The sequence below is a fragment of the Pseudomonas bharatica genome (assembly GCF_048586865.1).
Lineage (GTDB): Bacteria > Pseudomonadota > Gammaproteobacteria > Pseudomonadales > Pseudomonadaceae > Aquipseudomonas > Aquipseudomonas bharatica.
The window spans coordinates 24,376-49,518 of the sequence record NZ_JBMAWR010000026.1 but is presented as its reverse complement, the minus strand read 5'-3'; the positions used below and the strand labels follow the sequence as shown (position 1 = coordinate 49,518).

General features: G+C 63.6%; 25 protein-coding genes. 16 read left to right on the top strand and 9 right to left on the bottom strand.

From position 1 onward, the window contains the following. Nucleotides 1–15 precede the first annotated feature (15 nt). The 3 genes from ACKLLE_RS23055 to ACKLLE_RS23045 form a co-directional block, all read right to left on the bottom strand. The gene (locus tag ACKLLE_RS23055) at nucleotides 16–1,650 is read right to left on the bottom strand and encodes a ShlB/FhaC/HecB family hemolysin secretion/activation protein (protein WP_420059157.1); all 1,635 of its coding nucleotides are present in this window, start codon (nucleotides 1,648–1,650) and stop codon (nucleotides 16–18) included. Between the two features lie 321 nt (nucleotides 1,651–1,971). Further along, nucleotides 1,972–2,532, bottom strand: coding sequence for a L,D-transpeptidase family protein (locus ACKLLE_RS23050; RefSeq protein WP_420059156.1), 561 nt, complete (start codon nucleotides 2,530–2,532; stop codon nucleotides 1,972–1,974). A gap of 26 nt (nucleotides 2,533–2,558) precedes the next feature. Next, nucleotides 2,559–3,119, bottom strand: coding sequence for an NUDIX hydrolase (locus tag ACKLLE_RS23045; RefSeq protein WP_064301705.1), 561 nt, complete (start codon nucleotides 3,117–3,119; stop codon nucleotides 2,559–2,561). 131 nt (nucleotides 3,120–3,250) lie between these two features. Between ACKLLE_RS23045 and ACKLLE_RS23040 the strand changes: the two genes are divergently transcribed. The 5 genes from ACKLLE_RS23040 to purT all read left to right on the top strand — a co-directional run bounded on the left by ACKLLE_RS23040 (nucleotide 3,251) and on the right by purT (nucleotide 6,557). After that, nucleotides 3,251–3,850, top strand: a complete 600-nt coding sequence (locus ACKLLE_RS23040; RefSeq protein WP_064301706.1) for a CoA pyrophosphatase — start codon at nucleotides 3,251–3,253, stop codon at nucleotides 3,848–3,850. A 43-nt stretch (nucleotides 3,851–3,893) separates the two neighbouring features. Then, nucleotides 3,894–4,418 (top strand): gamma carbonic anhydrase family protein, encoded by a 525-nt coding sequence (locus ACKLLE_RS23035; RefSeq protein WP_009403573.1) that lies wholly within the window; start codon nucleotides 3,894–3,896, stop codon nucleotides 4,416–4,418. Beyond that, nucleotides 4,418–4,633, top strand: a complete 216-nt coding sequence (locus tag ACKLLE_RS23030; protein WP_420059155.1) for a DUF1289 domain-containing protein — start codon at nucleotides 4,418–4,420, stop codon at nucleotides 4,631–4,633. Before ACKLLE_RS23035 ends, ACKLLE_RS23030 begins: the two co-directional genes overlap by 1 nt. 66 nt (nucleotides 4,634–4,699) lie before the next feature. Continuing rightward, complete coding sequence (locus tag ACKLLE_RS23025) at nucleotides 4,700–5,167, top strand: 7-cyano-7-deazaguanine/7-aminomethyl-7-deazaguanine transporter (protein ID WP_064301708.1); 468 nt, start codon at nucleotides 4,700–4,702, stop codon at nucleotides 5,165–5,167. A 208-nt stretch (nucleotides 5,168–5,375) separates the two neighbouring features. After that, nucleotides 5,376–6,557 carry a formate-dependent phosphoribosylglycinamide formyltransferase gene (gene purT / locus ACKLLE_RS23020; RefSeq protein WP_009403583.1) on the top strand — a complete coding sequence of 394 codons (1,182 nt, stop codon included), beginning with the start codon at nucleotides 5,376–5,378 and terminating at the stop codon, nucleotides 6,555–6,557. Nucleotides 6,558–6,602: 45 nt separating this feature from the next. On the opposite strand, the gene ACKLLE_RS23015 is transcribed toward purT, so the two are convergent. The 3 genes from ACKLLE_RS23015 to ACKLLE_RS23005 all read right to left on the bottom strand — a co-directional run bounded on the left by ACKLLE_RS23015 (nucleotide 6,603) and on the right by ACKLLE_RS23005 (nucleotide 10,252). Then, nucleotides 6,603–7,907, bottom strand: a complete 1,305-nt coding sequence (locus ACKLLE_RS23015; protein ID WP_420059154.1) for an MFS transporter — start codon at nucleotides 7,905–7,907, stop codon at nucleotides 6,603–6,605. 304 nt (nucleotides 7,908–8,211) lie between these two features. After that, nucleotides 8,212–9,429 carry a transporter associated domain-containing protein gene (locus ACKLLE_RS23010; RefSeq protein WP_420059153.1) on the bottom strand — a complete coding sequence of 406 codons (1,218 nt, stop codon included), beginning with the start codon at nucleotides 9,427–9,429 and terminating at the stop codon, nucleotides 8,212–8,214. A gap of 10 nt (nucleotides 9,430–9,439) precedes the next feature. Continuing rightward, on the bottom strand, nucleotides 9,440–10,252 hold the full coding sequence (locus ACKLLE_RS23005) for a cytochrome C assembly family protein (RefSeq protein ID WP_009403588.1): 813 nt from the start codon (nucleotides 10,250–10,252) through the stop codon (nucleotides 9,440–9,442). A gap of 196 nt (nucleotides 10,253–10,448) precedes the next feature. Here ACKLLE_RS23005 and ffh point away from each other — a divergent pair, with 196 nt between their 5' ends. The 5 genes from ffh to rplS all read left to right on the top strand — a co-directional run bounded on the left by ffh (nucleotide 10,449) and on the right by rplS (nucleotide 14,005). Further along, nucleotides 10,449–11,825 carry a signal recognition particle protein gene (gene ffh, locus ACKLLE_RS23000; protein WP_009403590.1) on the top strand — a complete coding sequence of 459 codons (1,377 nt, stop codon included), beginning with the start codon at nucleotides 10,449–10,451 and terminating at the stop codon, nucleotides 11,823–11,825. 238 nt (nucleotides 11,826–12,063) lie between these two features. Next, entirely contained in the window at nucleotides 12,064–12,315 is a 252-nt protein-coding gene (gene rpsP, locus ACKLLE_RS22995) for a 30S ribosomal protein S16 (protein ID WP_009403592.1), read from the top strand. Between the two features lie 5 nt (nucleotides 12,316–12,320). After that, entirely contained in the window at nucleotides 12,321–12,857 is a 537-nt protein-coding gene (gene rimM, locus ACKLLE_RS22990) for a ribosome maturation factor RimM (protein WP_064301710.1), read from the top strand. 3 nt (nucleotides 12,858–12,860) lie between these two features. Continuing rightward, entirely contained in the window at nucleotides 12,861–13,613 is a 753-nt protein-coding gene (gene trmD / locus ACKLLE_RS22985) for a tRNA (guanosine(37)-N1)-methyltransferase TrmD (RefSeq protein WP_009403594.1), read from the top strand. Nucleotides 13,614–13,654: 41 nt separating this feature from the next. Next, nucleotides 13,655–14,005: a 50S ribosomal protein L19 gene (gene rplS / locus ACKLLE_RS22980; protein WP_009403595.1), complete on the top strand. Its 351-nt coding sequence runs from the start codon at nucleotides 13,655–13,657 to the stop codon at nucleotides 14,003–14,005. A 196-nt stretch (nucleotides 14,006–14,201) separates the two neighbouring features. Here the strand turns inward: rplS and ACKLLE_RS22975 are convergent, their stop codons facing one another. Then, nucleotides 14,202–16,001, bottom strand: a complete 1,800-nt coding sequence (locus ACKLLE_RS22975; protein ID WP_420059152.1) for a cation:proton antiporter — start codon at nucleotides 15,999–16,001, stop codon at nucleotides 14,202–14,204. Between the two features lie 78 nt (nucleotides 16,002–16,079). On the opposite strand from ACKLLE_RS22975, the gene xerD reads away from it, so the two are divergent. From xerD to ACKLLE_RS22945, 6 genes are all read left to right on the top strand, one after another. Then, nucleotides 16,080–16,976: a site-specific tyrosine recombinase XerD gene (gene xerD / locus ACKLLE_RS22970; protein ID WP_420059151.1), complete on the top strand. Its 897-nt coding sequence runs from the start codon at nucleotides 16,080–16,082 to the stop codon at nucleotides 16,974–16,976. A 141-nt stretch (nucleotides 16,977–17,117) separates the two neighbouring features. Further along, a complete protein-coding gene (gene dsbC, locus ACKLLE_RS22965) occupies nucleotides 17,118–17,849 on the top strand; it encodes a bifunctional protein-disulfide isomerase/oxidoreductase DsbC (RefSeq protein ID WP_420059150.1) in 732 nt (243 codons plus the stop codon). 86 nt (nucleotides 17,850–17,935) lie between these two features. Beyond that, nucleotides 17,936–19,240, top strand: a complete 1,305-nt coding sequence (locus ACKLLE_RS22960; RefSeq protein WP_009403600.1) for a homoserine dehydrogenase — start codon at nucleotides 17,936–17,938, stop codon at nucleotides 19,238–19,240. 49 nt (nucleotides 19,241–19,289) lie between these two features. After that, complete coding sequence (thrC, locus tag ACKLLE_RS22955; RefSeq protein ID WP_009403601.1) at nucleotides 19,290–20,699, top strand: threonine synthase; 1,410 nt, start codon at nucleotides 19,290–19,292, stop codon at nucleotides 20,697–20,699. A 482-nt stretch (nucleotides 20,700–21,181) separates the two neighbouring features. Further along, the gene (locus tag ACKLLE_RS22950) at nucleotides 21,182–22,402 is read left to right on the top strand and encodes an EAL domain-containing response regulator (protein ID WP_420059149.1); all 1,221 of its coding nucleotides are present in this window, start codon (nucleotides 21,182–21,184) and stop codon (nucleotides 22,400–22,402) included. A gap of 161 nt (nucleotides 22,403–22,563) precedes the next feature. Next, nucleotides 22,564–22,857 carry a DUF3509 domain-containing protein gene (locus ACKLLE_RS22945; protein WP_420059148.1) on the top strand — a complete coding sequence of 98 codons (294 nt, stop codon included), beginning with the start codon at nucleotides 22,564–22,566 and terminating at the stop codon, nucleotides 22,855–22,857. A 154-nt stretch (nucleotides 22,858–23,011) separates the two neighbouring features. Here the strand turns inward: ACKLLE_RS22945 and ACKLLE_RS22940 are convergent, their stop codons facing one another. Both ACKLLE_RS22940 and ACKLLE_RS22935 read right to left on the bottom strand, forming a co-directional pair. Continuing rightward, nucleotides 23,012–23,854: a TIGR02285 family protein gene (locus tag ACKLLE_RS22940; RefSeq protein WP_420059147.1), complete on the bottom strand. Its 843-nt coding sequence runs from the start codon at nucleotides 23,852–23,854 to the stop codon at nucleotides 23,012–23,014. 29 nt (nucleotides 23,855–23,883) lie between these two features. Next, a complete protein-coding gene (locus ACKLLE_RS22935) occupies nucleotides 23,884–25,083 on the bottom strand; it encodes a CaiB/BaiF CoA transferase family protein (protein WP_009403609.1) in 1,200 nt (399 codons plus the stop codon). Nucleotides 25,084–25,143 lie beyond the last annotated feature (60 nt).

The window sequence follows — 25,143 nt, the reverse complement described above, 5'->3', positions numbered from 1 at the left end:
TCTCTCGGTGATGAGTCAGAAAACCAGGGTCAATTGCGCGCGCCAGTGGCCGGGCTCGAGGGCGTGGCGGGGCGTGTTGTCGTTGTGCAGGGCGCGCTGGTAGTCGAGACGCAGGCGGGCGTCGGGGCGGCTGAGCTCAAGTCCGGTGGACAGGCCCAGCAGGCGTTGCGAGGGGGCGCCATGGTCGAAGCGGCTCCAGCCGGCGTCGAGTCCGAGGAATGGGCGAATCTCCAGCGGCAGTGCGGTGTTCAGGGGCAGGCTTAGGGTGTTGCGCCAGACGGCGCCGCTGGAATCGGACACACCGCTGTCACGGAAGCCGCGCACGGCGGAGGCGTCGCCAATCGCTATGTGCTCCAGGGCAACGAGCGGATCGGGGCTGAATTGCAAGGCCAATTCGCTATCCCAGCGCCACCGCCGTCCGGGGTTCATGCTTTCGCGGCGCTGCCAGAGCGTGGCGCGGTACTTGCGGAACTGCGGCTCGGGAGAGCGGGAGTTGAACCTTTGCGTGTCGGCACCGAACCAGGTCAGACCCTGGCTGTAGCCGAGGGCGATGCTCCATATGGCATCGTCGCGCCAACTGAGGGTGACGTCGGCATCGACGACCGTGACGGTAGGGCTCTGGAACTTGATCCTGCTATGGGACAGTCGGGTGTCTGCGTGCTTTTGGCCCAGTTGAAGGCTGTAATCGAATTGCAGGGTGTTCAGGTAGCGGAAGGTGTTCTCCAGCTTGACGCTGTACAGGTCGATGCGGCCCTCGGTGACTCGATGCGAGGCGGGGAGTGGTGCTCGGTAGTGCAGGCGGACGGCGTTCAGGCTGAAGGTCCAGGGACCCTGTGGAATGCTGTAGCTCAGGCCAAGCCTATGACTGTTTCCGGGGCTGCCTGGCAGGCTGCTGGTGCTGTACAGCGCGAAAAAGTCGTTCTGTTCCAGGGGGCTGTCGATGCCCAGTTGCAGTCCGTGTTGGCCGCGACCCACCAGGGCATTGCCGTTATTGTCCAGGCTGCCCAGCAGGCGCAGGCGCGAAGTGCGGGCGCGCTGCGAACGGATCACCACGCGCGTCCCTCCGGGCATCGAGCCGGGTTCCAGGTCGGCGCTGAGATCGACGCTCTGCAGGCGGTTCATTTGCCACAGGCCTTGCTCCAGATCACCCAGCTTCAGCGGCTTGCCGAGCAGGTCGGGAAAGGCGCGGGACAGCGACAGGGGCAGGCTCGGGTCATCGAACTCCACCGATTCCACGAAACCTTCGACGATGATGATCTCGAGCGTGCCGTTCTGCGGTGGGCTGGCCAGGTAAGGCCGGCTACCCAGGTAACCCTGGGCGAGGTAAAGCCGGGTGATTCCCTTGAGCAACTCGTTGAGATGTGTCTCGGTCATGCAGGGGGGCAGCAGTGCGTCGAGACGTTGGCGCAGGGTTCGGCTTTTCAGCAGGGTACTTCCGGCCAGCTTCACCGTGCGGATCGGCCAGCAGTGAGCATTTCCGGAAATTGTCGGGGTGGGTTCGTCGGGTGCACCGATCGTTGGAGAGTCCAGCCGGCGCAGTTGTTGCTCGCGCCTGAGCTCGCGGGTTTCCTGCTCCTGCTCGCGCAGCAGTGGCAGCCCCGGGTTGGCCTGGGCAGTGGCGGGTCCTGGCAGCAGGGCGACAAGGATCACGGACGCCAGCAGGCACCTGCGTCCGAATAAACACGGCATGGCACGTCCCTATATTGTTGTTCTAGGACGGAGAGTCGTTATGAGGGAAAGGAATCTAGGGCACGGGGCATCCGTCTGGATGCTGGGGAAGTGCGCGAACTCGGGTGGGAAAAAGGCGGGGTTTGCTGAGGAAATTTCTGAGGGAGGTGAGTCGATAAAAAATCGAAAGTGCGGTGCGGACCCTGTGGGAGCGGGTTCACCCGCGATTGCGATGGCGACCTCGCTACCATAATCGCGGGTGAACCCGCTCCCACAGGGTCCGCGTCGTGCTTGAGATTTTCTTCAGGGCCGGATTTCGATCATGGTGCCGTCCTGCACCAGGTTCCACACTTCGCGCATGTCCGTGTTGCGCATGGCGATGCAGCCTTCGGTCCAGTCCAGGGTGTGGAACACTTCCTCGGGATATTCCCCGCCCAGCGGCGTGCCGTGGATCATGATCATGCCGCCCGGTTGCACACCTTCCCGCCGTGCCTTGGCCGCGTCCGTCACATTCGGATAGGACACGTGGATCGCCAGGTTGTAGCGGTCCGAGACCTTGCGCCAGTCCAGCCAGTAGAAGCCTTCCGGGGTGCGCTTGTCGCCTTCGCGCTCCTTGGCGCCCACGGGTTTCTTGCCGAGGGAGATGCGGTAGGTCTTCAGGGGTTCGCCATTGCTGATCAGCTCCAGGCGGCGCTGCGACTTGATCACCAGGACCTTGTCGATACGGCCCGGCGTGGGGGTTGTGGCGGGAGAAACCAGGGGCGCATCGTCCTTGACTACCGGTTTCCTGATGATGGTCTCGATATAGGCGGCCTGGGACAGCGAGGCAACACTCAGGCAGAAAAGGGCAAGCAACCAGCGCATTGAACGGTATCCCCGGAGAAGCAACTTCATGATTCGAGTGTGGTTGGCGGGGCGAAAGAAGGCGGCAGGCTATGGTTGCGCACCGGATAGTGCTGCTTTTCGCGGTCCCGATAGTAGCATTCTAGTGTGACGCGCACGGTGCGGAAAGCCAGCTCGTCCCACGGGATCTCGTGTTCCTCGAACAGGCGCACTTCGAGACTTTCGACGCCGATGTCGAAATCAAGATCGGCCAGTTCGCCGCGAAAGAACACGTGGACCTGGTTGATATGCGGCAGATCGTAGAGGTGATACAGGGTCAGCTCGCCCAGACGCGCGCAGGCTTCCTCGACGGTTTCCCGACGCGCGGCCTGCTCCATGGTCTCGCCGTTCTCCATGAAACCGGCCGGCAGCGTCCAGTAGCCCTTGCGCGGCTCGATCGCGCGGCGGCACAGCAGCACCCGGCTGCCATGATTGGGCAGCACGCCGGCCACGATATTGGGGTTCTGGTAGTGGATCGCCTGGCAGTGATCGCACACGTAGCGCAGGCGCGAGTCGCCTTCGGGAATACGCTGGGTCACCGGCTTGCCGCACGCACTGCAGTATTTCATGCTTATCTTCCTGTGGGTTGCGGCTATCTTCGCCTCCCGCTCCTGCGCCGGGCAAGGGCGATCGTCAGCGGGGCTTGGGCGCGGGACGGCTTTGGTGCATGATGCAGGACGATTCTGGAACGAGAGAGACCATGCTGGACGAGCTACTTCGCCGTGTGAGCAGTCACACACCGGGCACTTTGGAAACCGATCGTCGTTTTCCCGAGGCCGCGGTGCTGTTGCCCATCACCCGCAGCGAAGAGCCGGAGCTGGTCCTTACGTTGCGCGCCAAGGGCCTGTCCACCCACGGCGGCGAAGTGGCGTTTCCCGGCGGGCGACGCGACCCGGATGACCCTGACCTGGTATTCACCGCACTTCGCGAAGCCGAAGAAGAAATCGGCCTGCCACCGGGGCTGGTCGAGGTGGTCGGGCCGCTCAGCCCGCTGGTGTCCCTGCACGGCCTGAAGGTCACGCCGTATGTCGGGTTGATCCCCGATTACGTCGAATACCGGCCCAACGATGCCGAGATCGCCGCGGTGTTCACCGTTCCGCTGGAGTTCTTCCGCCAGGACCCGCGTGACCACACCCACCGTATCGACTACCAGGGCCGCAGTTGGTACGTGCCCAGCTACCGCTACGGTGAATACAAGATCTGGGGCCTGTCGGCGATCATGATCGTCGAACTGGTCAACCTGCTCTACGACGCGCGGATCAGCCTGCACCAGCCGCCCGAGCGCTTCACTCCACTCTGACGAGCGGGACCACCCGCCGCGCATCTACCGTGAGGATCCACGCATGAAATACCGTCTGGGCGACCTGCGGGTCGAAACCCACCCGCAAAGCTGGGTAGCGCCCAATGCCACGCTGATCGGCAAGATCCGCCTGCAGGCCGGGGCCAGCGTCTGGTTCAATGCGGTCCTGCGCGGCGACAACGAACTGATCGACATCGGCGAGAACAGCAACGTCCAGGACGGCACGGTGATGCACACCGACATGGGTTCGCCGCTGACCATCGGCCAGGGCGTGACCATCGGCCACAATGCCATGCTCCATGGGTGCACGGTGGGCGACTTCAGCCTGATCGGCATCAATGCGGTGATCCTCAACGGCGCCAGGATCGGCAAGCACTGCATCATCGGCGCCAATGCGCTGATCCCGGAAGGCAAGGAAATCCCCGACGGCTCGTTGGTCATGGGCTCGCCGGGCAAGATCGTGCGCGAGCTCACCGAGGCGCAGAAAAAGATGCTCGAAGCCAGCGCCGCCCATTACGTGCACAACGCCCAGCGCTACGCCCGCGACCTCGCGCCGCAGGAGGACTGATGAGCAGTTCAGTGGAAAAACCCGTGGCATCGCCTTGCGTCAGCATCTGTGCGCTGGACGACCACGATATCTGCACCGGCTGCCAGCGTACCGCCACGGAAATCACCCGCTGGGGGCGCATGGACAATGCCGAGCGGCGCCAGGTGCTGGCGCTGTGTCATGAGCGTGCCCTGGCTGCCGGGCTGATCTTCGGCCAGCCTGCCAAGGTCCGCTGATCCCCGGGACTTGGCCGCGCGGGGTCGGTGAAGTACCCTGTGCGGCTTGTCCACCGGTCACCTTCAATGTTCTTTCTCATCGCCTACATCGCCAGCGTGGTGCTGATCAACTACGCCTTCTCCAGTGCACCGCACCTGGATGTCATCTGGTCCGCCTGGGGCGGGCTGGTGTTCGTCCTGCGCGACATGGTGCAGACCCGCTACGGGCATGGCGCGCTGGTGGCCATGCTGGCAGCGCTGGTGCTGTCCTATGTCACTTCCGAGCCGGCCATCGCCCTGGCCAGTGCCACGGCCTTCGCCGTGTCCGAACTGATCGACTGGCTGGTGTTCAGCATCACCAGGCGGCCACTGCACGACCGTTTGTGGATCAGCTCGGCGCTGAGCATTCCCGTCGACACCTTCATCTTCTTCGGCATGATCGGCGCATTGACCCCGGCGGTAGTGGGGACGGCGCTGGCGTCCAAGTTCGCCGGTGTCACCGCCGTGTGGCTGGCGATGGCCTGGCGAGTACGCAAGAACGCAATCGCCAACTGAACCCTGCACTGAACCCTGTGGGAGCTGGCTTGCCAGCGATTTGGCCAGTCCTGACAACATCATTGCTCAAGCCGGCCCTATCGCTGGCAAGCCAGCTCCCACAGGGGTCTATGTCGCACTCCCGATCATTGCTCATGTAAAATACGCCCCTTTCGCTGGCCCGCACCGTGCTGGGGCGGTCCTGGATTTCTCTCCCTGAGGACCTGTGATGACTCGTATCGGAACTCCATTGTCGCCCACCGCGACCCGTGTACTGCTGTGCGGTTGCGGCGAGCTGGGCAAGGAAGTGGTGATCGAGCTGCAACGCCTGGGCGTTGAAGTGATTGCCGTGGACCGCTACGCCAACGCCCCGGCGATGCAGGTGGCGCACCGCAGCCATGTGATCAACATGCTCGACGGCGCTGCCCTGCGCGCGGTGATCGAGGCCGAGAAGCCGCACTACATCGTGCCGGAAATCGAAGCCATCGCCACCGCCACCCTGGTCGAGCTGGAAGCCGAAGGCTTCACCGTGGTGCCGACCGCCCGCGCCGCACAACTGACCATGAACCGCGAAGGCATCCGTCGCCTGGCCGCCGAAGAGCTGGACCTGCCGACCTCGCCGTATCACTTCGCCGACACCTTCGAAGACTACAAGGCCGCCGCCCTGGACCTCGGCTTCCCGTGCGTGGTCAAGCCGGTGATGAGTTCGTCGGGCAAGGGCCAGAGCCTGCTGAAAAGCGCCGACGACCTGCAGAAGGCCTGGGACTACGCCCAGGAAGGCGGCCGTGCCGGCAAGGGCCGGGTGATCATCGAGGGCTTCATCGATTTCGACTACGAAATCACCTTGCTGACCGTTCGCCATATCGGTGGTACCACCTTCTGCGCGCCGGTTGGCCACCGCCAGGAGAAGGGCGACTATCAGGAATCCTGGCAGCCGCAGGCGATGAGTCCGGTGGCCCTGGCCGAATCGGAGCGCGTGGCCAAGGCGGTCACCGAGGCCCTGGGCGGCCGTGGCCTGTTCGGCGTGGAACTGTTCGTCAAGGGCGACCAGGTATGGTTCAGCGAAGTGTCGCCGCGTCCGCACGATACCGGCCTGGTCACCCTGATTTCCCAGGACCTGTCGCAGTTCGCCCTGCACGCACGGGCCATCCTCGGCCTGCCGATCCCGGCGATCCGTCAGTTCGGCCCTTCGGCCTCGGCAGTGATTCTGGTGGAGGGCACGTCGCAGCAGACCGCCTTCGACAACCTCGGCGCGGCCCTGGCCGAGCCGGACACCGCACTGCGTCTGTTCGGCAAGCCGGAAGTCAATGGTCAGCGGCGCATGGGCGTGTGCCTGGCCCGTGACGAGTCGATCGAAGCGGCCCGGGCCAAGGCGACCCGCGCTTCGCAAGCGGTGAACGTCGAGCTGTAAGGCTCAAGCAAACGGGGCGGATCGCAGGGTCCGCCCCGTTTTTCGCTACAGATCCGAGTGCCGGGTTTCCTTCAGGCACAGCACGGCAATCAGGCTCAGCAGGGCCGCCGCCGAAACATAACCCCCCACCCAGCTCAAACCACCCATCACCACCAGTTTCTGCGCGAAGAACGGCGCGGCGGAGGCGCCGACGATGCCGCCCAGGTTGTAGGCCGCCGATGCGCCGGTGTAGCGCACATGGGTCGGGAACAGCTCCGGCAGCAGCGCGCCCATCGGGGCGAAGGTCACACCCATCAGGAACAGCTCGATGGCCAGGAAAAGTGCCACCCCGGCGGTGGAGCCCGAGGTCAGCAGCGGCTCCATGGCGAAGCCCGAGACGATGGCCAGCAGCGCACCGACGATCAGCACCGGCTTGCGCCCGTAACGGTCGCTGAGCCAGGCCGACAGGGGCGTGGCCAGGGCCATGAAGAGCACGGCGAAGCACAGCAGGCCAAGGAAGGTTTCCCGCGTGTAGCCCAGCGTCGATACGCCGTAGCTCAGGGAAAATACCGTGGAGATGTAGAACAGCGCGTAGCACACCACCATGGCCAGCGCGCCCAGCAGCACCGGCAGCCAGTATTGGGCGAACAGTTCGACCACTGGCATTTTCACCCGCTCGTGGCGGGCGATGGCCTTGGCGAAGACCGGGGTTTCTTCGAGCTTCAGGCGCACGTACAGGCCGACGATGACCAGCGCGGCGCTGAGCAGGAACGGAATACGCCAGCCCCAGGCACGGAAGTCCTCGTCGCTGAGGAGCATGGCCAACGCCAGGAACAGGCCGTTGGCGGCAAGGAAGCCGATGGACGGGCCCAGTTGCGGGAACATGCCGAACCAGGCGCGCTTGTTCTTCGGTGCGTTCTCCGTGGCCAGCAGCGCCGCGCCGCCCCATTCGCCGCCAAGGCCCAGGCCCTGGCCGAAGCGCAGCACGCAAAGCAGGATCGGCGCCCAGATGCCGATGCTGTCATGTCCCGGCAGGACCCCGATCAGCGTGGTACACACGCCCATCAGCAGCAGCGAGGCGACCAGTGTCGACTTGCGGCCGATGCGGTCGCCGAAATGGCCGAACAAGGCCGAGCCCAGTGGCCGGGCAAGGAACGCGATACCGAAGGTGAGGAAGGCCGACAGCATTTGTGCCGTGCCCGAGGTCTGCGGAAAGAATACCGGTCCGATCACCAGGGCGGCGGCGGTGGCATACACGTAGAAGTCATAGAACTCGATGGCGGTGCCGATGAAGCTGGCAGTGGCGACACGGGCAGGCGAGTTGCCGGACGGCACGGCGTCCGTCTCGTTGTAGGTGCTGCTGGTTGTCATCTGGTGAACCCCTGACGGTCGAGTGCTCTTCTGGCGACCTTGCCGGGTGAATGGCGAGGGGCCGGAGCGTATTTATAGGTATGACTCGCGTCGCCGAGCATACGCCCTGTCGGGGTGGGGGCGGGCGCGGGCACTGTTCGGGGTGTGAAGCAGTACCGGTAAAGCGCCATGCGGGCGGTGCGCAGTGGCCGCAAAGCGCCGGGTGCGGGTAGCGGGCGCGACGGCAGGGCTGGGTAAGCGTGTGTCGAGTATAGCCAGATTCGATACCGAATGTGTCTGGCTCGTGCGCCAGCGCTGCGGCGGATCAGGCCGCGGGGCGGGTGACGGTCCAGACCAGTATGCGGCTGGCGCGGTTGTCCTCGGTTTCGAGGATTTCCAGGCGATAACGGCCGATCTTCAGGCACACCGCACTGTCCGGAATGCTTTCCAGTGCTTCGGTCACCAGGCCGTTGAGGGTTTTCGGGCCGTCGCTGGGCAGGTGCCAGCCGAGACAGCGGTTCAGTTCGCGGATGGCGACGGCGCCTTCGATCACATAGCGTCCGTCGGCTTGTGGGTGGATATGCGGATTGTCGTGGCGATCCTGTTCCTCGAACTCGCCGACTATCTCTTCAAGGATGTCTTCCAGGGTGACGATGCCCTGCACTTCGCCGTACTCATCAACGACGATGCCCATGCGCCGCTGCTGCTTGTGGAAATTCAGCAACTGCAGTTGCAGCGGGGTGCTTTCCGGGACGAAGTATGGCTCGTAGCAGGCGGCCAGAAGGTTCTTGAAGGTCAGTTCTGCATTGGGCAGCAGGTGGGCGACGTGGCGTATGTTCAGCACCGCCTGGACCTGGTTGATATCACTGTGGAACACCGGCAGGCGCGTGTGCTTGCAGGCGATCAGGCGGGCAGTGATTTCTTCGATGGTCTCGTCGAGGTTGACGCCGTCCACCTCGCTGCGCGGGACCAGGATATGGTTGACCGTGATCTTTTCCAGGGCCAGCAGGCTGGCGGGCAGGGTGCGGGCGTCCGGTTTCTCGCTGTCCTGATCACTATCATCCGGCAGCGAATCGTCGGGCTGGTGGTGGTTGACCACCGCAGGCCTGACCGCGAATGGCCGTACGATCAGGCGGGCGATGCCGTCCAGCAGGCGGGCCAGGGGCTGCAGCAGGTAGAGCGGGAACCTGAGGATCATGCCGAGGCCGATGAACGCCTCCGGATTGCGCCGCGCCAGTTGCCGCGGCAGGTACTCGGCGCAGACCAGCAGGAGCAGGGCGGCACCCAGGCAGCCCAGCCAGAAACCGCGCTCGCCCTGGCAGTGCAGGCCGGCGAGGGCCGCGAGGGCGAGCACCAGCAATTTGCCGAGGGTGGCGCCGAGCACCAGGGCCTGCTCCGGAATGCTGTCGAGGGCTGGATGGCGATCCTGGTCGCGAACCCTGGCCAGGCGCTGGCGTGCACTATCAACCGCACTGAACAGTGCCGACCACAACAAGGCCAGGGCCAGTAGCCCGAATAGCGGAGCCAGCGGCAGAGTGTTCATCGATCGCTCGTCAGATATGCAGGATGAATTCGCGTACCAGCTTGCTGCCGAAGTAGGCCAGCATCAGCAGGCAGAAGCCGGCCAGGGTCCAGCGGATTGCCTTGTGTCCGCGCCAGCCCAGGCGGGTGCGGCCCCACAACAGGACGCCGAACACCACCCAGGCGACGCAGGACAGCAGGGTCTTGTGCACCAGGTGCTGGGCGAACAGGTTGTCCAGGAACAGCCAGCCGGACACCAGCGACAGCGAGAGCAGCCCCCAGCCGGCCCAGAGGAAGCCGAACAGCAGGCTTTCCATGGTCTGCAGCGGCGGGAAGTTGCGGATCAGGCCGGACGGATGCTTGTGCTTGAGCTGGTGATCCTGCACCAGCAGCAACAGCGCCTGGAACACCGCGATGGTGAACAGGCCGTAGGCCAGGATCGACAGGAGGATATGGGCGAGGATGCCGGGCTCTTCGTTGACCAGCGGCACCGTGCCGGACGGCGCGAACTGGGCGATCAGCGCGGTCAGCAGGCCGAGGGGGAAGAGCAGCAGGAGCAGGTTTTCCACCGGGATGCGCAGGCAGGCGATCAGGGTGATGGCGATCACGGCGGTGGCGATCAGGCTCGCGGCGCTGAAGAAGTCCAGGCTCAGGCCCAGGGGGGTAAGCAGTTGCCAGAACAGCGCGGTGCCCTGGGCGAGCACGGCCAGGGCGCCGAGCAGGCCGAGCAGCCGTTTGTCGGCCTTGACACCGCGGGCCAGGCCGGTGCCTTGGAGGATGATCGCGGCGGCGTAAAGGCAGGCGGCAATCAGGTTGGGTAGCAAGCTGGGTGACAAGGGGAGCATAAGTCCTGTTAGGCAAGCCCGAAAGTCGAGGAGTTTGGCATAGAACCCGGCCCCCTAGGAAGCATGGTGGTAGACGGCCGGTGCGCTCCGGTCCTGCACCATGGTGTGCGCTGGCGCGAGTCTTCGCTATAATCGCGCCCCTGTCCGTGCCCACGGCTGGCTAAACCCCGGTTCCACAGAGCCTGAAAGGATCCCCATGTTTGAAAACCTGACCGATCGTCTGTCACAGACGCTGCGCCATGTCACCGGCAAGGCCAAGCTGAACGAAGACAACATCAAAGACACCCTGCGCGAAGTGCGCATGGCGTTGCTCGAGGCCGACGTCGCCCTGCCGGTGGTCAAGGATTTCGTCAACAAGGTCAAGGAACGTGCTGTCGGTACCGAGGTTTCCCGCAGCCTGACCCCGGGTCAGGCCTTCGTGAAGATCGTCCAGGCCGAACTCGAAGAACTGATGGGCGCGGCCAACGAGGACCTGAGCCTGAACGCCGCGCCGCCTGCCGTGGTGCTGATGGCCGGTCTGCAGGGTGCGGGCAAGACCACCACTGCCGGCAAGCTGGCGCGCTTCCTCAAGGAGCGCAAGAAGAAGACCGTCATGGTCGTCTCCGCCGACGTCTATCGCCCTGCGGCGATCAAGCAGCTGGAAACCCTGGCCAACGACATCGGCGTGACCTTCTTCCCGTCCGACATCAGCCAGAAGCCCGTGGCCATCGCCGAAGCGGCGATCCGTGAAGCCAAGCTGAAATTCATCGACGTGGTCATCGTCGACACCGCCGGCCGTCTGCATATCGACGCCGACATGATGACCGAGATCAAGGACCTGCACGCTGCGGTCAAGCCGGTCGAAACGCTGTTCGTGGTCGACGCCATGACCGGCCAGGACGCCGCCAACACGGCCAAGGCCTTCGGCGATGCCCTGCCGCTGACCGGCGTGGTGCTGACCAAGGTCGACGGTGACGCCCGTGGCGGTGCCGCCCTGTCGGTGCGTGCCATCACCGGCAAACCGATCAAGTTCATCGGCATGGGCGAGAAGACCGAGGCCCTGGAGCCGTTCCACCCGGACCGTATCGCCTCGCGCATCCTCGGCATGGGCGACGTGCTCAGCCTGATCGAGCAGGCCGAGCAGAACATCGACAAGGCCAAGGCCGACAAGCTGGCCAAGAAGCTGAAGAAGGGCAAGGGCTTCGATCTCGAGGACTTCCGCGACCAGCTGCAACAAATGAAGAACATGGGCGGCCTCGGCGGCCTGATGGACAAGCTGCCGAGCATCGGCGGGGTCAACCTGGCGCAGATGGGCAACGCCCAGGGTGCGGCCGAGAAGCAGTTCAAGCAGATGGAAGCGATCATCAACTCGATGACCCCGGCCGAGCGCCGTGACCCTGACCTGATCAGCGGTTCGCGCAAGCGCCGGATCGCCATCGGTTCCGGCACCCAGGTGCAGGACATCGGCCGCCTGATCAAGCAGCACAAGCAGATGCAGAAGATGATGAAGAAGTTTTCTGCCAAGGGTGGCATGGCCAAGATGATGCGCGGCCTGGGCGGCATGATGCCCGGCGGCGGCATGCCCAAGCTGTAAACCCGATTCGCGGTGCGGCCTCGATTACCGGGGCCGCGCCCGGAACCCGCCTCGCGGCGGGGACATGGCCATCTCTATGAAGAGTGGCTTCATTGCAGATCTGTATGACAGGCAGGCGTTTGCCAGAAAAAAGGCATTTGCAAAAGCCCGTGTATTCCTTGAGAATATGCGGCCTTTCGGGTACCCGTACCCGTTTGGCCTATAGATTTGCAGCACCGACTACAGGAACGATGTTCACATGGTAACCATCCGTCTTGCCCGTGGCGGCTCCAAAAAGCGCCCATTCTACCACCTCACCGTGACCAACAGCCGCAATGCGCGCGATGGTCGTTTCGTTGAGCGTATCGGCTTCTTCAACCCGATTGCTTCGGGCGCAGAAGTCAAGCTGTCCGTAAACCAGGAGCGTGCCACCTACTGGCTGTCTCAAGGTGCCCAGCCGTCTGAGCGCGTTGCTCAGCTGCTGAAGGAAGCTGCCAAGGCCGCTGCCTGAGCAATATGAACGCGACGCCAGAAAATGCGGACGACCTGATCGTCGTCGGCAAGATTTTTTCGGTACACGGCGTTCGCGGCGAGGTGAAGGTGTTTTCCTTTACCGATCCGATCGACAACCTGTTGCAGTACCGCCACTGGACGCTTCGGCGCGAAGGCGTGGTCAAGCAGGTAGAGCTGGTCAAGGGCCGATCCGGTCAAAAGGATCTGGTCGCCAAGCTCAAGGGGCTGGACGATCGCGACGAAGCACGTCTTCTGAGCGGTTTCGAGATCTGTATCTCGAGAAGCCTTTTGCCCAACCTGGCCAACGACGAGTACTACTGGTACCAGCTCGTGGGCCTGAGTGTCATCAACCAGGACGGACAACTGTTCGGCAAGGTTGATCACCTGTTGGAGACCGGCGCGAACGATGTAATGGTGGTCAAGCCCTGTGCTGGCAGCCTGGATGATCGTGAACGGCTACTGCCTTATACCCGGCAGTGCGTGTTGGCAATCGACCTGGCGGCGAGTGAGATGAGGGTCGAATGGGATGCGGATTTCTAAGCGATGGCGAGCCTGCGCGTAGAAGTCATCACGTTGTTCCCCGAGATGTTCTCGGCCATCAGTGAGTACGGCATTACCAGCCGCGCGGTGAAACAGGGGTTGTTGCAACTGACCTGCTGGAACCCGCGGGACTACACCACGGATCGTCACCACACGGTGGATGATCGGCCTTTTGGCGGTGGTCCGGGCATGGTGATGAAGATCAAGCCTCTGGAAGACGCCCTGGTCGAGGCCAGGCAGGCAACCGGAGGAGCGGCGAAGGTGATCTACCTCTCGCCACAAGGCCGCAAGCTGAACCAGTCGGCGGTCAAGGACCTGGCAACCCATGAATCGTTGATTCTGATTGCCGGTCGTTACGAAGGCATCGACGAGCGCTTTATCGAGGCTCATGTCGATGAAGAGTGGTCGATTGGCGACTATGTACTGTCTGGCGGCGAGCTGCCGGCGATGGTCCTGATCGATGCGGTTACGCGGCTGCTGCCCGGAGCTTTAGGGCATGTGGACTCGGCGGAGGAGGATTCCTTCACCGACGGTCTGCTGGATTGCCCGCACTACACCCGACCCGAGGTGTATGCGGATCAGCGTGTACCCGACGTGTTGCTCAGTGGCAACCATGCACACATCCGGCGTTGGCGTTTGCAGCAGTCCCTTGGGCGGACCTGGGAACGACGCGCCGATCTTCTGGAAAGTCGCTCACTTTCTGGAGAAGAGAAGAAGCTGCTCGAGGAATACATCCGCGAGCGGGACGATAGTTAACGTATCGATGGTAAATCCGTGATTTGCCTTAGGAGCACAAGATGACCAACAAAATCATTCAGCAGATCGAAGCTGAGCAGATGAGCAAAGAGATCCCTACCTTTGCCCCGGGCGACACCATCGTCGTTCAGGTGAAAGTGAAGGAAGGCGATCGTTCCCGTCTGCAGGCGTTCGAAGGCGTTGTAATCGCCAAGCGCAACCGCGGTCTGAACAGCGCATTCACCGTTCGCAAGATCTCCAACGGTGTTGGCGTTGAGCGTACTTTCCAGACCTACAGCCCGCAAATCGACAGCCTGGCCGTGAAACGTCGTGGTGACGTGCGTAAAGCCAAGCTGTACTACCTGCGTGACCTGTCCGGTAAAGCAGCTCGCATCAAGGAAAAACTGGCCTGAGTCCAGTCCGACCTTTGCGAAAGAAAGGGCAGCCCTCGGGCTGCCCTTTTTGCATTCTGAAAGTCTGCGCGGACCCTGTGGGAGCGGGTTTACCCGCGATTGCAAGGGTGGCTGCACTACCGTAATCGCGGGTGAACCCGCTCCCACAGGGTCGCTTCTTGGCTTCGTCGCCATCGACGAGGATAAGCGTCCCATCTCAGTCCCGAGGCTGGATCAACGCCAGCAACGTCCAGCCGGTTCCCGGCCTGGGCTGGCTGTCCGGGCTGAACACATGCACCCAGCCCTGGGCATCCCGGGCGAACAACAGCGTCGCTCGCTCGCCATGCAGGGCCTGATAGGCCTCCCAGCCAAATGCCTCGGTCAGGTGCGTGCTGTACAGCTCGGCGCCCTGGTGCAACTGGTTGGCCAGTTGCACATAGGTCAGTGCCTGGCTGCCCAGGGCCTCGCCACGGTGTTCGTGACTGGCGCGGTGCTTGTCGCTGCGCCTGACCTCAAGGCCGCTGGCCAGAGCGAACAGGCGTTGCGGGCCGAACTCATGACGGAAGCGCATGCACGCCAGTGCATTCAGCTCGCCGGCGGGGGACAGCCCGAGCAGGTGCCCGAGGCCGACCAGATCCAGGTGGACTTCAGCATGTTGTGACGCCGGGTTGCCGAAATAGGTCGGTAGCCCGTCCATGCGCGCCGCGCAGATGTTCTCCCAGCTGGAGTCGGTCAGCAGTACCCGGCAGCCCATCTCCTGCAACGCCTTGCCGATGGCCCGCGCCGGCGGGTTGGCGCCGACGATGAGGAAACCGCTGGGCGCCGGGTCCGCCACTTTCAGCAGGCGCGCCAGGGGACGTGCCGTAGCACTTTGCAGGACCACGGTGCCGATGATCACGGCGAAGGTCAGTGGCACCAGGAGCAGGGCGCCTTCATGCCCGGCTTCATCCAGGCGGATGGCGAAGATCGCCGACACGGCAGCAGCGACTATGCCCCGCGGCGCTACCCAGGCCAGCAAGGCCCGCTCCCGCCAGGTCAGCGGCGATCCCCAGGTCGAAAGGGCGACATTCAGCGGCCGGGCTATCAACTGGATGACCAGCAGCAGAGCCAGCACTGCGGGGCCAAGGCCGAGCAGGGCGTTCAGGTCGAGACGCGCCGCCAGCAGGATGAACAGCCCGGAAATCAGCAGCACGCTGAGGTTTTCCTTGAAATGCAGGATCTGCCGCACATCCACGCCTTTCATATTGGCCAGCCACATACCCATGACCGTGACCGCCAGCAGCCCGGATTCGGCCATGACCTGGTTGGCCGCGACGAAAATCCCCAGCACCGCCGCCAGCGAAGCCAGGTTGTGCAGGTATTCCGGCAGCCATTGTTCGCGCATCACCTGGCCGAGCAACCAGCCACCCGCCGCGCCGAAGGCGCAACCGCAGAACAGCACCCCGGCGAAGGTCTTCAGGCTCTGGCTCAGGCCTTCGTCGGCAGCGCTGGCAATGATGAAGCTGTACACCACCACGGCCAGCAGTGCGCCGATCGGGTCGATGACGATTCCTTCCCAGCGCAGGATATTGGCGATGGTCGCCTTGGGACGCACTACCCGCAGCATGGGTACGATCACCGTCGGCCCGGTGACCAGGGTAAGGGTGCCGAACAGCACCGCCAGCGGCCAGTCGAAACCCAGCAGCCAGTGGGTGGCCAGGGCAATGACGATCCAGGTCGCCAGTGCGCCGAGGGTCACCATGCGCTGCACGACGGCGCCGATGTCGCGCCATTGCGAGAGGTGCAGGGTCAGGCTGCCCTCGAACAGGATCAGTGCCACCGCCAGGGATACCAGCGGCATCAGCAACGGGCCGAACATGGCCTGCGGATCGAGCCAGCCCAGCACCGGACCGACAAGGATGCCGCCAAGCAGGAGAAAGAGGATCGCCGGCAGCTTCAGGCGCCAGGCCAGCCATTGGCAGCCCAGTGCCGCCAGCCCTATGCCGCCAAAGGTCAGCAGGATCTGTTGCTCGCTCATTCGGATTTCCCTATGCCGGCATGGTTATGGAAGACTAGCGGTCTTTCAGCGTTTTCATCCTGTGTTTTCCGAGTTGTCATGCCCGCCATCGACCATCCCCTGATCGACCAGTTTCTCGATGCCTTGTGGCTCGAGAAAGGCCTTTCAGACAACACCCGTGCCTCCTATCGCAGCGACCTGGCCCTGTTCAACGGCTGGTTGCAGGACAAGGGCATCGCCCTGCCAGACGCCGGCCGCGAGCTGATCCTCGATCACCTGGCATGGCGCCTGGACCAGGGATACAAGCCCCGTTCCACGGCGCGTTTCCTCTCCGGTGCGCGTGGTTTCTATCGTTATTTGCTGCGGGAAAAGCTGATAGAGGTCGATCCGACCCTGCAGGTGGACATGCCGCAGTTGGGGCGACCACTGCCCAAGTCCTTGTCCGAAGCGGATGTCGAAGCCCTGTTGCGGGCCCCGGACCTCAGCGAAGCCATCGGCCAGCGCGACCGCGCGATGCTCGAAGTGCTCTACGCCTGTGGCCTGCGGGTGACCGAGCTGGTTAGCCTGACCCTCGACCAGATCAACCTGCGCCAGGGCGTGCTGCGGGTGATGGGCAAGGGCAGCAAGGAGCGCCTGGTGCCCATGGGTGAGGAGGCGGTGCTGTGGATCGAGCGCTACCTGCGCGATGGGCGGGCCGACCTGCTCAATGGGCAGCCCAGTGATGTGCTGTTTCCCAGCCAGCGCGGCGAGCAGATGACTCGCCAGACCTTCTGGCACCGTATCAAGCACCACGCGAAGGTCGCCGGTATCGGCAAGACGCTGTCGCCGCACACCCTGCGCCACGCCTTTGCCACCCACCTGCTCAACCACGGCGCCGACCTGAGGGTGGTGCAGATGCTCCTGGGCCATAGCGATCTCTCCACCACCCAGATCTATACCCATGTCGCCAAGGCCCGCCTACAGGAGCTGCATGCCCGTCATCATCCACGCGGCTAGCCGCTATTCGGCTTCTCGACGGCCCGTGTACAGGGCAGTGAATGTGGTAGTCTTTCAATGTTCACGTCCTGGGCCGGCGAAATCCCCGCGTTTTCAGCACGGGCGTCCCTATTCCGGTCCTATGCAAGGAGTTTTCCCCTCATGCGCTTGATCCAGACCCTCGCGGCCGCCGCCCTGGCGCTGGTCACCTCGTTCGCCGTGGCCGACGAGGCCGACAAGGCGATTCGCGACACGCTGAAGTCGCTGGCTTCCGACATCCCGGTGGAGAGCATCGACAAGAGCCCGTTCAACGGCCTGTACGAAGTCAAGCTGCAGGGCGGTCGGGTCCTGTATGCCAGTGCTGACGGCCAGTATGTGGTGCAGGGCAACCTGTACCAGGTCAAGGACGGCAAGCCGGTGAACCTCACCGAGAAGGCCGAGCGTGCCGGCATCGCCAAGACCATCAACGGCATTCCGACCTCGGACATGGTGGTCTATCCGGCCAAGGGCCAAGCCAAGTCGCATATCACCGTCTTCACCGACACCACCTGCCCGTATTGCCACAAGCTGCACGAGGAAGTCGCCGAGCTGAACAGGCTCGGTGTCGAAGTGCGCTATGTCGCCTTCCCGCGCCAGGGCCTCGGCTCGCCGGGTGATGAACAGCTGCAGGCGGTCTGGTGTTCCAAGGACCGCAACTCGGCCCTCGACAAGATGATCGGCGGCAAGGAAATCAAGGCCGCCAAGTGCGAGAACCCGGTGAGCAAGCAGTTCGCCATGGGTCAGTCGATCGGTGTCAACGGCACCCCGGCCATCGTCCTCGAGGATGGCCAGGTGATCCCGGGCTACCAGCCGGCCAAGCAAGTGGCCGCGCTGGCCCTGGCCGGCGCCAAGTAATGTAATCAATCAGTGGGCCGTCTTCATGGGGAGACGGCTTTTTTCACGGCTGGCCGAGGGGCTGGCCGTTCAATGGGGAGTTCACAGTGAAACCGGTCAAAGTAGGCATCTGTGGGTTGGGGACCGTCGGTGGCGGAACCTTCAATGTACTTAAGCGTAACGCCGAGGAAATCGCCCGCCGCGCCGGGCGTGGAATCGAAGTGGCACAGATTGCCATGCGTTCGCCCAACCCGAACTGCCAGATTACCGGTACCCCCATTACCGCTGACGTGTTCGAGGTAGCGAGCAACCCCGATATCGATATCGTCATTGAACTGATTGGCGGCTACACCGTGGCCCGCGACCTGGTGCTCAAGGCCATCGACAATGGCAAGCACGTGGTCACCGCGAACAAGGCGCTGATCGCGGTGCACGGCAACGAAATATTCGCCCGCGCCCGCGAGAAGGGCGTCATCGTCGCCTTCGAGGCGGCCGTGGCCGGTGGCATCCCGGTGATCAAGGCGATCCGCGAAGGCCTGTCGGCCAACCGCATCAACTGGGTTGCCGGCATCATCAACGGCACCGGCAACTTCATCCTTACCGAGATGCGCGAGAAGGGCCGTACCTTCCCTGACGTGCTGGCCGAAGCCCAGGCCCTGGGTTACGCCGAAGCCGACCCGACCTTCGACGTCGAAGGCATCGATGCCGCGCACAAGCTGACCATCCTCGCGTCCATCGCCTTCGGCATCCCGCTGCAGTTCGACAAGGCCTACACCGAAGGCATCACCCAGCTGACCACCGCCGACGTGAACTACGCCGAAGCCCTGGGCTACCGCATCAAGCACCTCGGCGTTGCACGCAGCACCGCCGCCGGCATCGAGCTGCGGGTACACCCGACGCTGATCCCGGCCGACCGCCTGATCGCCAACGTCAACGGCGTGATGAACGCGGTGATGGTCAACGGCGACGCCGCCGGTTCGACCCTGTTCTACGGTGCCGGCGCCGGCATGGAGCCAACTGCTTCCTCGGTGGTCGCCGACCTGGTGGACGTGGTTCGCGCCATGACTTCCGACCCGGAAAACCGCGTACCGCACCTGGCCTTCCAGCCGGACTCGCTGTCCGCCCACCCGATCCTGCCGATCGAAGCCTGCCAGACCGCGTACTACCTGCGCATCCAGGCCAAGGACCACCCGGGCGTACTGGCCCAGGTGGCGAGCATCCTCTCCGAGCGTGGCATCAACATCGAATCGATCATGCAGAAGGACGTCGAGGAACAGGACGGCCTGGTACCGATGATCCTGCTTACCCACGAGGTGCAGGAGCAGCGCATGAACGATGCCATTGTCGCCCTGGAAGCCCTGCAGGATGTGGTCGGCAAGGTCGTGCGGATCCGCGTCGAACAGCTCAATTAATCGTCTGCGGCGGGCCGAGGCCCGCCGCTTGAATCATAGGTTTGCCCAAATGCGCTATATCAGTACCCGTGGCCAGGCTCCTGCCCTGAATTTCGAAGACGTCCTGCTGGCGGGCCTCGCCAGTGACGGTGGCCTCTACGTTCCGGAAAACCTGCCGCGCTTCACCCAGGAAGAGATCGCTTCCTGGGCCGGCCTGCCGTACCACGAGTTGGCGTTCCGGGTGATGCGTCCGTTCGTTACCGGCAGCATCGCCGATGCCGATTTCAAGAAGATCCTCGAAGAAACCTACGGCGAGTTCGCCCACGCCGCAGTGGCACCGCTGCGCCAGTTGAACAGCAATGAGTGGGTGCTCGAGCTGTTCCACGGTCCGACCCTGGCGTTCAAGGACTTCGCCCTGCAACTGCTCGGCCGCCTGCTGGACCACGTCCTGGCCAAGCGCGGCGAGCGCGTGGTGATCATCGGTGCCACTAGCGGCGACACCGGTTCCGCGGCCATCGAAGGCTGCCGTCGCTGCGACAACGTCGACATCTTCATCCTCCACCCGCACCAGCGTGTGTCGGAAGTGCAGCGCCGCCAGATGACCACCATCATGGGCGAGAACATCCATAACATCGCCATCGAAGGCAACTTCGACGACTGCCAGGAAATGGTCAAGGCCAGCTTCGCCGACCAGGGCTTCCTCAAGGGCACCCGCCTGGTGGCGGTCAACTCGATCAACTGGGCGCGGATCATGGCCCAGATCGTCTACTACTTCCACGCGGCCCTGCAGCTCGGCGGCCCGGCCCGTTCCGTGGCGTTCTCGGTGCCGACCGGCAACTTCGGCGACATCTTCGCCGGCTACCTGGCGCGCAACATGGGCCTGCCGATCAGCCAACTGATCGTCGCCACCAACCGCAACGACATCCTGCACCGCTTCATGAGCGGCAACCAGTACGTCAAGGAAACCCTGCACGCGACCCTGTCGCCGTCCATGGACATCATGGTTTCCTCGAACTTCGAGCGCCTGCTGTTCGACCTGCACGGCCGCAACGGCGCGGCGATCGCCGAGCTGATGGCCAGCTTCAAGCAGGGTGGTGGCTTCAGCGTCGAGCAGGATCGCTGGACCGAAGCGCGCAAGCTGTTCGACTCCCTGGCCGTGGATGACGCACAGACCTGCGAAACCATCGCCGAGGTCTTCGCCCAGACTGGCGAAGTGCTGGACCCGCACACCGCCATTGGCGTCAAGGCCGCCCGCGAATGCCGCCGCAGCCTGGACACCCCGATGGTGGTGCTCGGCACGGCGCATCCGGTCAAATTCCCGGAAGCGGTGGAAAAGGCAGGTGTCGGCAAGGCACTGGAACTGCCAGCGCACCTGGCAGACCTGTTCTCGCGGGAGGAAAAGTGCACCGTACTGGCCAATGACCTGGGCAAGGTCCAGGCCTTCGTAAGCCAGCACGGCAATCGTGGCAAGCCGCTGTAAGCGGTACGCGGTGAAGAGAGCCCGTTCTCAGTGACGGGCTTTTTAATGCGTGAGTGCCGGCGAATCGCTGGCCTCATCACTGCGGTGCAGCGGTCCGGCAAGCCAGCCACACAAGGTGCGGCATTCACAGGACCTGTGGGAGTCCGCCCAGCCTTTCGGGCTGCGCTGTCGTACAGAGAACAGTTCCAAGGCACGACGCGTACCCTGTGGGAGCGGGTTTACCCGCGATTGCTATGGTGAATTCACCTACGTAATCGCGGGTAAACCCGCTCCCACAGGGGCCTTGCAAATCAAAGAGTTATGTCTTGTTCTATGAGCGCTGGCTTGCCAGCGATGAGGCCAAGCGCACAAGGCAGCCATTTCCTGATCTACCGTCAGATCCCCAGTCGGAAATATTCACCGTTCTTTCGGATTTTTCCTATAGGTCGCCTCGCACACTTTCCCTAGAGTCGCAGCTTCGTGCCATCACGGAGGCCTGCCCAATGCATTCGCTCAAGGTCCTGATCCTCGAAGACCATCCCTTTCAGCTCATGGCCCTGCACCAGATGCTCAATGCCAATGGCGTGTTCGATGTGCTTGTCGCCGAGTCGGTTGCGGCGGCCATGCAGATGCTGGAGCGCCGTGGTCCGGTAGACGTGGCGATCTGCGACCTGTACATGGACGGCCCGGACGGCCTGGCGCTGATCCGCTACCTGGCGCAACACCGACTGGCTTCGGCAGTGATCGTGCTCAGCGACGCCGAGCCGGCGCTGCTCGACAACATCGCCGAACTTGCCCCGCAACTGGGCCTGCGCCTGCTCGGCTGTGTGCAGAAACCGGCCAGCGGGGCGCTGCTGCATCGCTTGCTCAGTGATTACCTGGAACGCATCGGCGAACTGCCCGCGCCCGAAGCTACTGCACAAATCTTCGAACTGAACCGGCTTTCCCCGGAGCAACTGGCCCATTCCCGGGAGCAATGGAAAGTCCGCTACCAACCCAAGGTCGATGCCGGCGGCACCCTGTTGGGTGTCGAAGCCTCGGTACGCTGGCAACATCCGACCCTGGGCTCGCTCACCCCGGGCCAGTTCTTCGTCGCGCTGCAGGGCGCCGGGCTGCTGGAAATGCTGACCTGGCATGTGCTGGAAAAGGCCGTGGCACTCAGCGCGGCGATCCGCCTGGAAGACCGGCGACCGATGCCGGTGGCGGTGAACCTGCCTACGCCGAGCCTGCTCGACGATACGTTCGCCGAACGCTTGCGCGCCCTGCTGCTGCAGCATCGACTGCCGGCCAGTGCCTTGACCCTCGAACTCGCCGAATCCCACTGTGCCCATCTCGATGCGGTGCACTTGCAACGCCTGGCGGACCTGCGCCAGCTCGGCTGCAAATTGTGCCTGGACGGCTTCGGCCGTGGTGCCGCCAACCTCCGGCAACTGTTCGACCTGCCGCTCAGCGAGGTGAAGCTTCCCGGGGAGTTCGTCCGTGGCATGGCCGAGGATGGCAAGAAGGCAGCTGTGGTGGCCTCGGCCTTGATCCTGGCCCGGCGCAGCGCACTGGACGTGGTGGTGGAGGATGTCGACACCCTGGCCGACTGGCACGCCGCACAGGGGCTTGGCGGTTCCTGCCTGCAGGGCGGTTTCATCGCCTGGCCGATGACCGGCGGCGAACTGCTCCATTGGATCGATGCCCGCGGGCCTTCGACCAATGGCCAGCAAGGCGTCGCTTGAATCGTTAGTGGCTTTTTGATATTGCTGCGAGGGAGGGCAGTTCAAGCTGTCATCTTTGCCGGGCATGCTCCGGTGATCCCCTGGTGAAAGCCCGTGGTGTCGAACTTTTTCGAGATTGGCGGGGTCAGTCAAAGACCACTTGGTTCTAACGAGGTGAATAAGTGAACAAGATGGAATCTGTCAGCTTGTTGCTCAATGAAGCATTGGCACCTTATCAGGTCATCCTGGAGCCCTTGGGGACGGGCAGTTTCACGCTGTCGTTACGTGACGAGAACGGTTTTCAGATTTTGCAGCGCACCACACCGGCCGGCCAGTTGCAGGACCAGCGCCTGCTGGTGGACCTGGTAGACGGCCTGCAGCGCGACCTGCGCATCGCCGAGGGGCGCTTGCAGCCCTGCGTGATCGCCGCCTGGCAGCATGCCCGGCAGGGGCGCGAGTTGTCGGCCAGCCTGTAAGGGAACCTTTGGCGCAGACGACACTCAGACGTTATACAGGTGGCGAACTGGCATTTTGCTCCGATGCCAGCGCACCGCCTCTACGCAAGGCCATCCAAGGGCCAGCGTTTAACCCCGATCGGGCTCCCCACCGTTCGGGGTTTCTTTTTTCCCGCTACGGATGGTCCTCGACGAAGAAATGCCGCGCGTCCTCCAGGTAGCTCTTGCGGGTCTGTTCGTCGAGCCATGCGGCATACAGCGACGGCAGGCGTTGTTCGCGCATCTCCAGCAGCAAGCGGTCGATATGGCTGACGGCCTCGCGTCCTTGCGGGGTGTCGGAACAGCCAACATGGATGAACTGGTACTGGGCCATGCCCTGGATCGGATAGAAGGCCAGGTCGTCCAGCGGCTGGTCCGACTCGACACTGAGGTAACGGACTTCTGGCCAATAGCCCAGCAACCACTTCAGGCGCCCCAGATGCTGCATCTGCAACAGGCTGCGCATCGCGTCGTTGCCGTAATGCGCGGTCAGGGTGTCGGGCGGAGCGGCCTTGAGCAGCATGTCCACCGGCGGGCTGTAGCTACGTTCGGCGACCATGCCCAGGCGCGACGAGCCGCTGGCCAGCAGGCGCTGCAGATCGACCTTGCCGTCCACCAGGAACGGCTCGACCATCGCCGCATCCTGCTTGCGCACGATCAGGCCGTTGCTCAGGGTACCCATGCTTGGCACCGAGAAATAAATGAATTTCGCCCGCTCCGGGGTCCACAGCAGGGTCGGGTCGCAGGTGAAGCTGGGCTCGGCGAGCATCTGCATGGCGCGAGCCCGGTTGACCCGCAGGATGCTGTGGTCGTATTCGGGCATTTGCTCGATCAACCGGGCGAGCAGTTGATCCACCGCGCCCTGGCCCTTTTGCGAACCTTCGAAGATGGTCAAGGGCGGCAGGTCGCGCAACAGCCAGGTCAGGCGCTCCCTGGCTTCGATCACGCCGGAAATACCCAGCAAGGCCCCGAGCAGCAAGCCGAGGCCGGTACTGCGTAGCAGCGCTTTCAGATGGCACCCTGCTCGCGCAGCGCGCCGATCGCGGCCGGATCGTAGCCCAGGCCGGCGAGCAACTGGTCGGTGTGCTCGCCGAGCGTCGGTCCCACCCATTCGCTGGAGCCCGGTGTATCGGACAACTTGGGCACGATGCCCGGCATCCTGAAGGGCTTGCCGTCAGGCAGCTTCGCCTGCAGGAACATTTCGCGAGCGAGGTACTGCGGGTCGCTGAACATGTCTTCGGCGCTATAGATGCGGCTGGCGGGCACTTCGGCGTCGTTGAGGGTGCGCATCAGCTGTTCCAGCGGCACGCTGTTGGCCCAGCGGTCGATTACCCCGTACAGCTCGTCGCGCCGGGCATCGCGCCCATCGTTGCTGGCCAGCGTTGGATCCTCGGCCAGGTCGGCGCGGCCAATGGCGAGCATGAAGCGCTTGAAGATGGCATCGCCGTTGGCGCCGATCTGCACGTGCTTGCCGTCGGCGCTGGTATGGATGGAGGAGGGGGTGATGCCGGGCATGATGTTGCCGGTACGCTCGCGGATGAAGCCGAACACATCGAACTCCGGGACCATGCTTTCCATCATGGCGAAGATGGCTTCGTACAGTGCCACGTCCACTACCTGGCCTTCGCCCCCGTTGACCTCGCGATGTCGCAGGGCCATCAGGGCGCCGATCACACCCCACAGGGCGGCGATGGAGTCACCGATGGAAATCCCGGTGCGTACCGGCGGCCGGTCCTCGAACCCGGTGATATAGCGCAGCCCGCCCATGGATTCGCCCACTGCGCCGAAGCCCGGCTGGTCCTTCATCGGCCCGGTCTGGCCGAAGCCGGACAGGCGAACCATCACCAGCCCGGGGTTCAGCGCCTTGAGCACATCCCAGCCCAGGCCGAGCTTTTCCAGCACGCCGGGGCGGAAGTTCTCGATCAGGATGTCGGCGTCGGCGAGCAGGCGCTTGAGGATCGCAATGCCTTCGGGATGCTTGAGGTTGAGGGTCAGCGACTGCTTGTTGCGGGCCTGGACGAACCACCACAGCGAGGTCCCCTCGTACAGCTTGCGCCACTTGCGCAGCGGATCGCCGCCGTCCGGCGACTCGACCTTGATGACCTGGGCACCGAATTCGGCGCAGATGCGCGAGGCGAAGGGGCCGGCGATCAAGGTTCCGAGTTCGACGACTTTCAGACCGGCGAGGGGTTTGCTGGGCAGCGACATAAGGCATCCGGGGCAATGAACGGTGCGCTCGTTTTTATCACAGGGCGACAGGCGCAGATA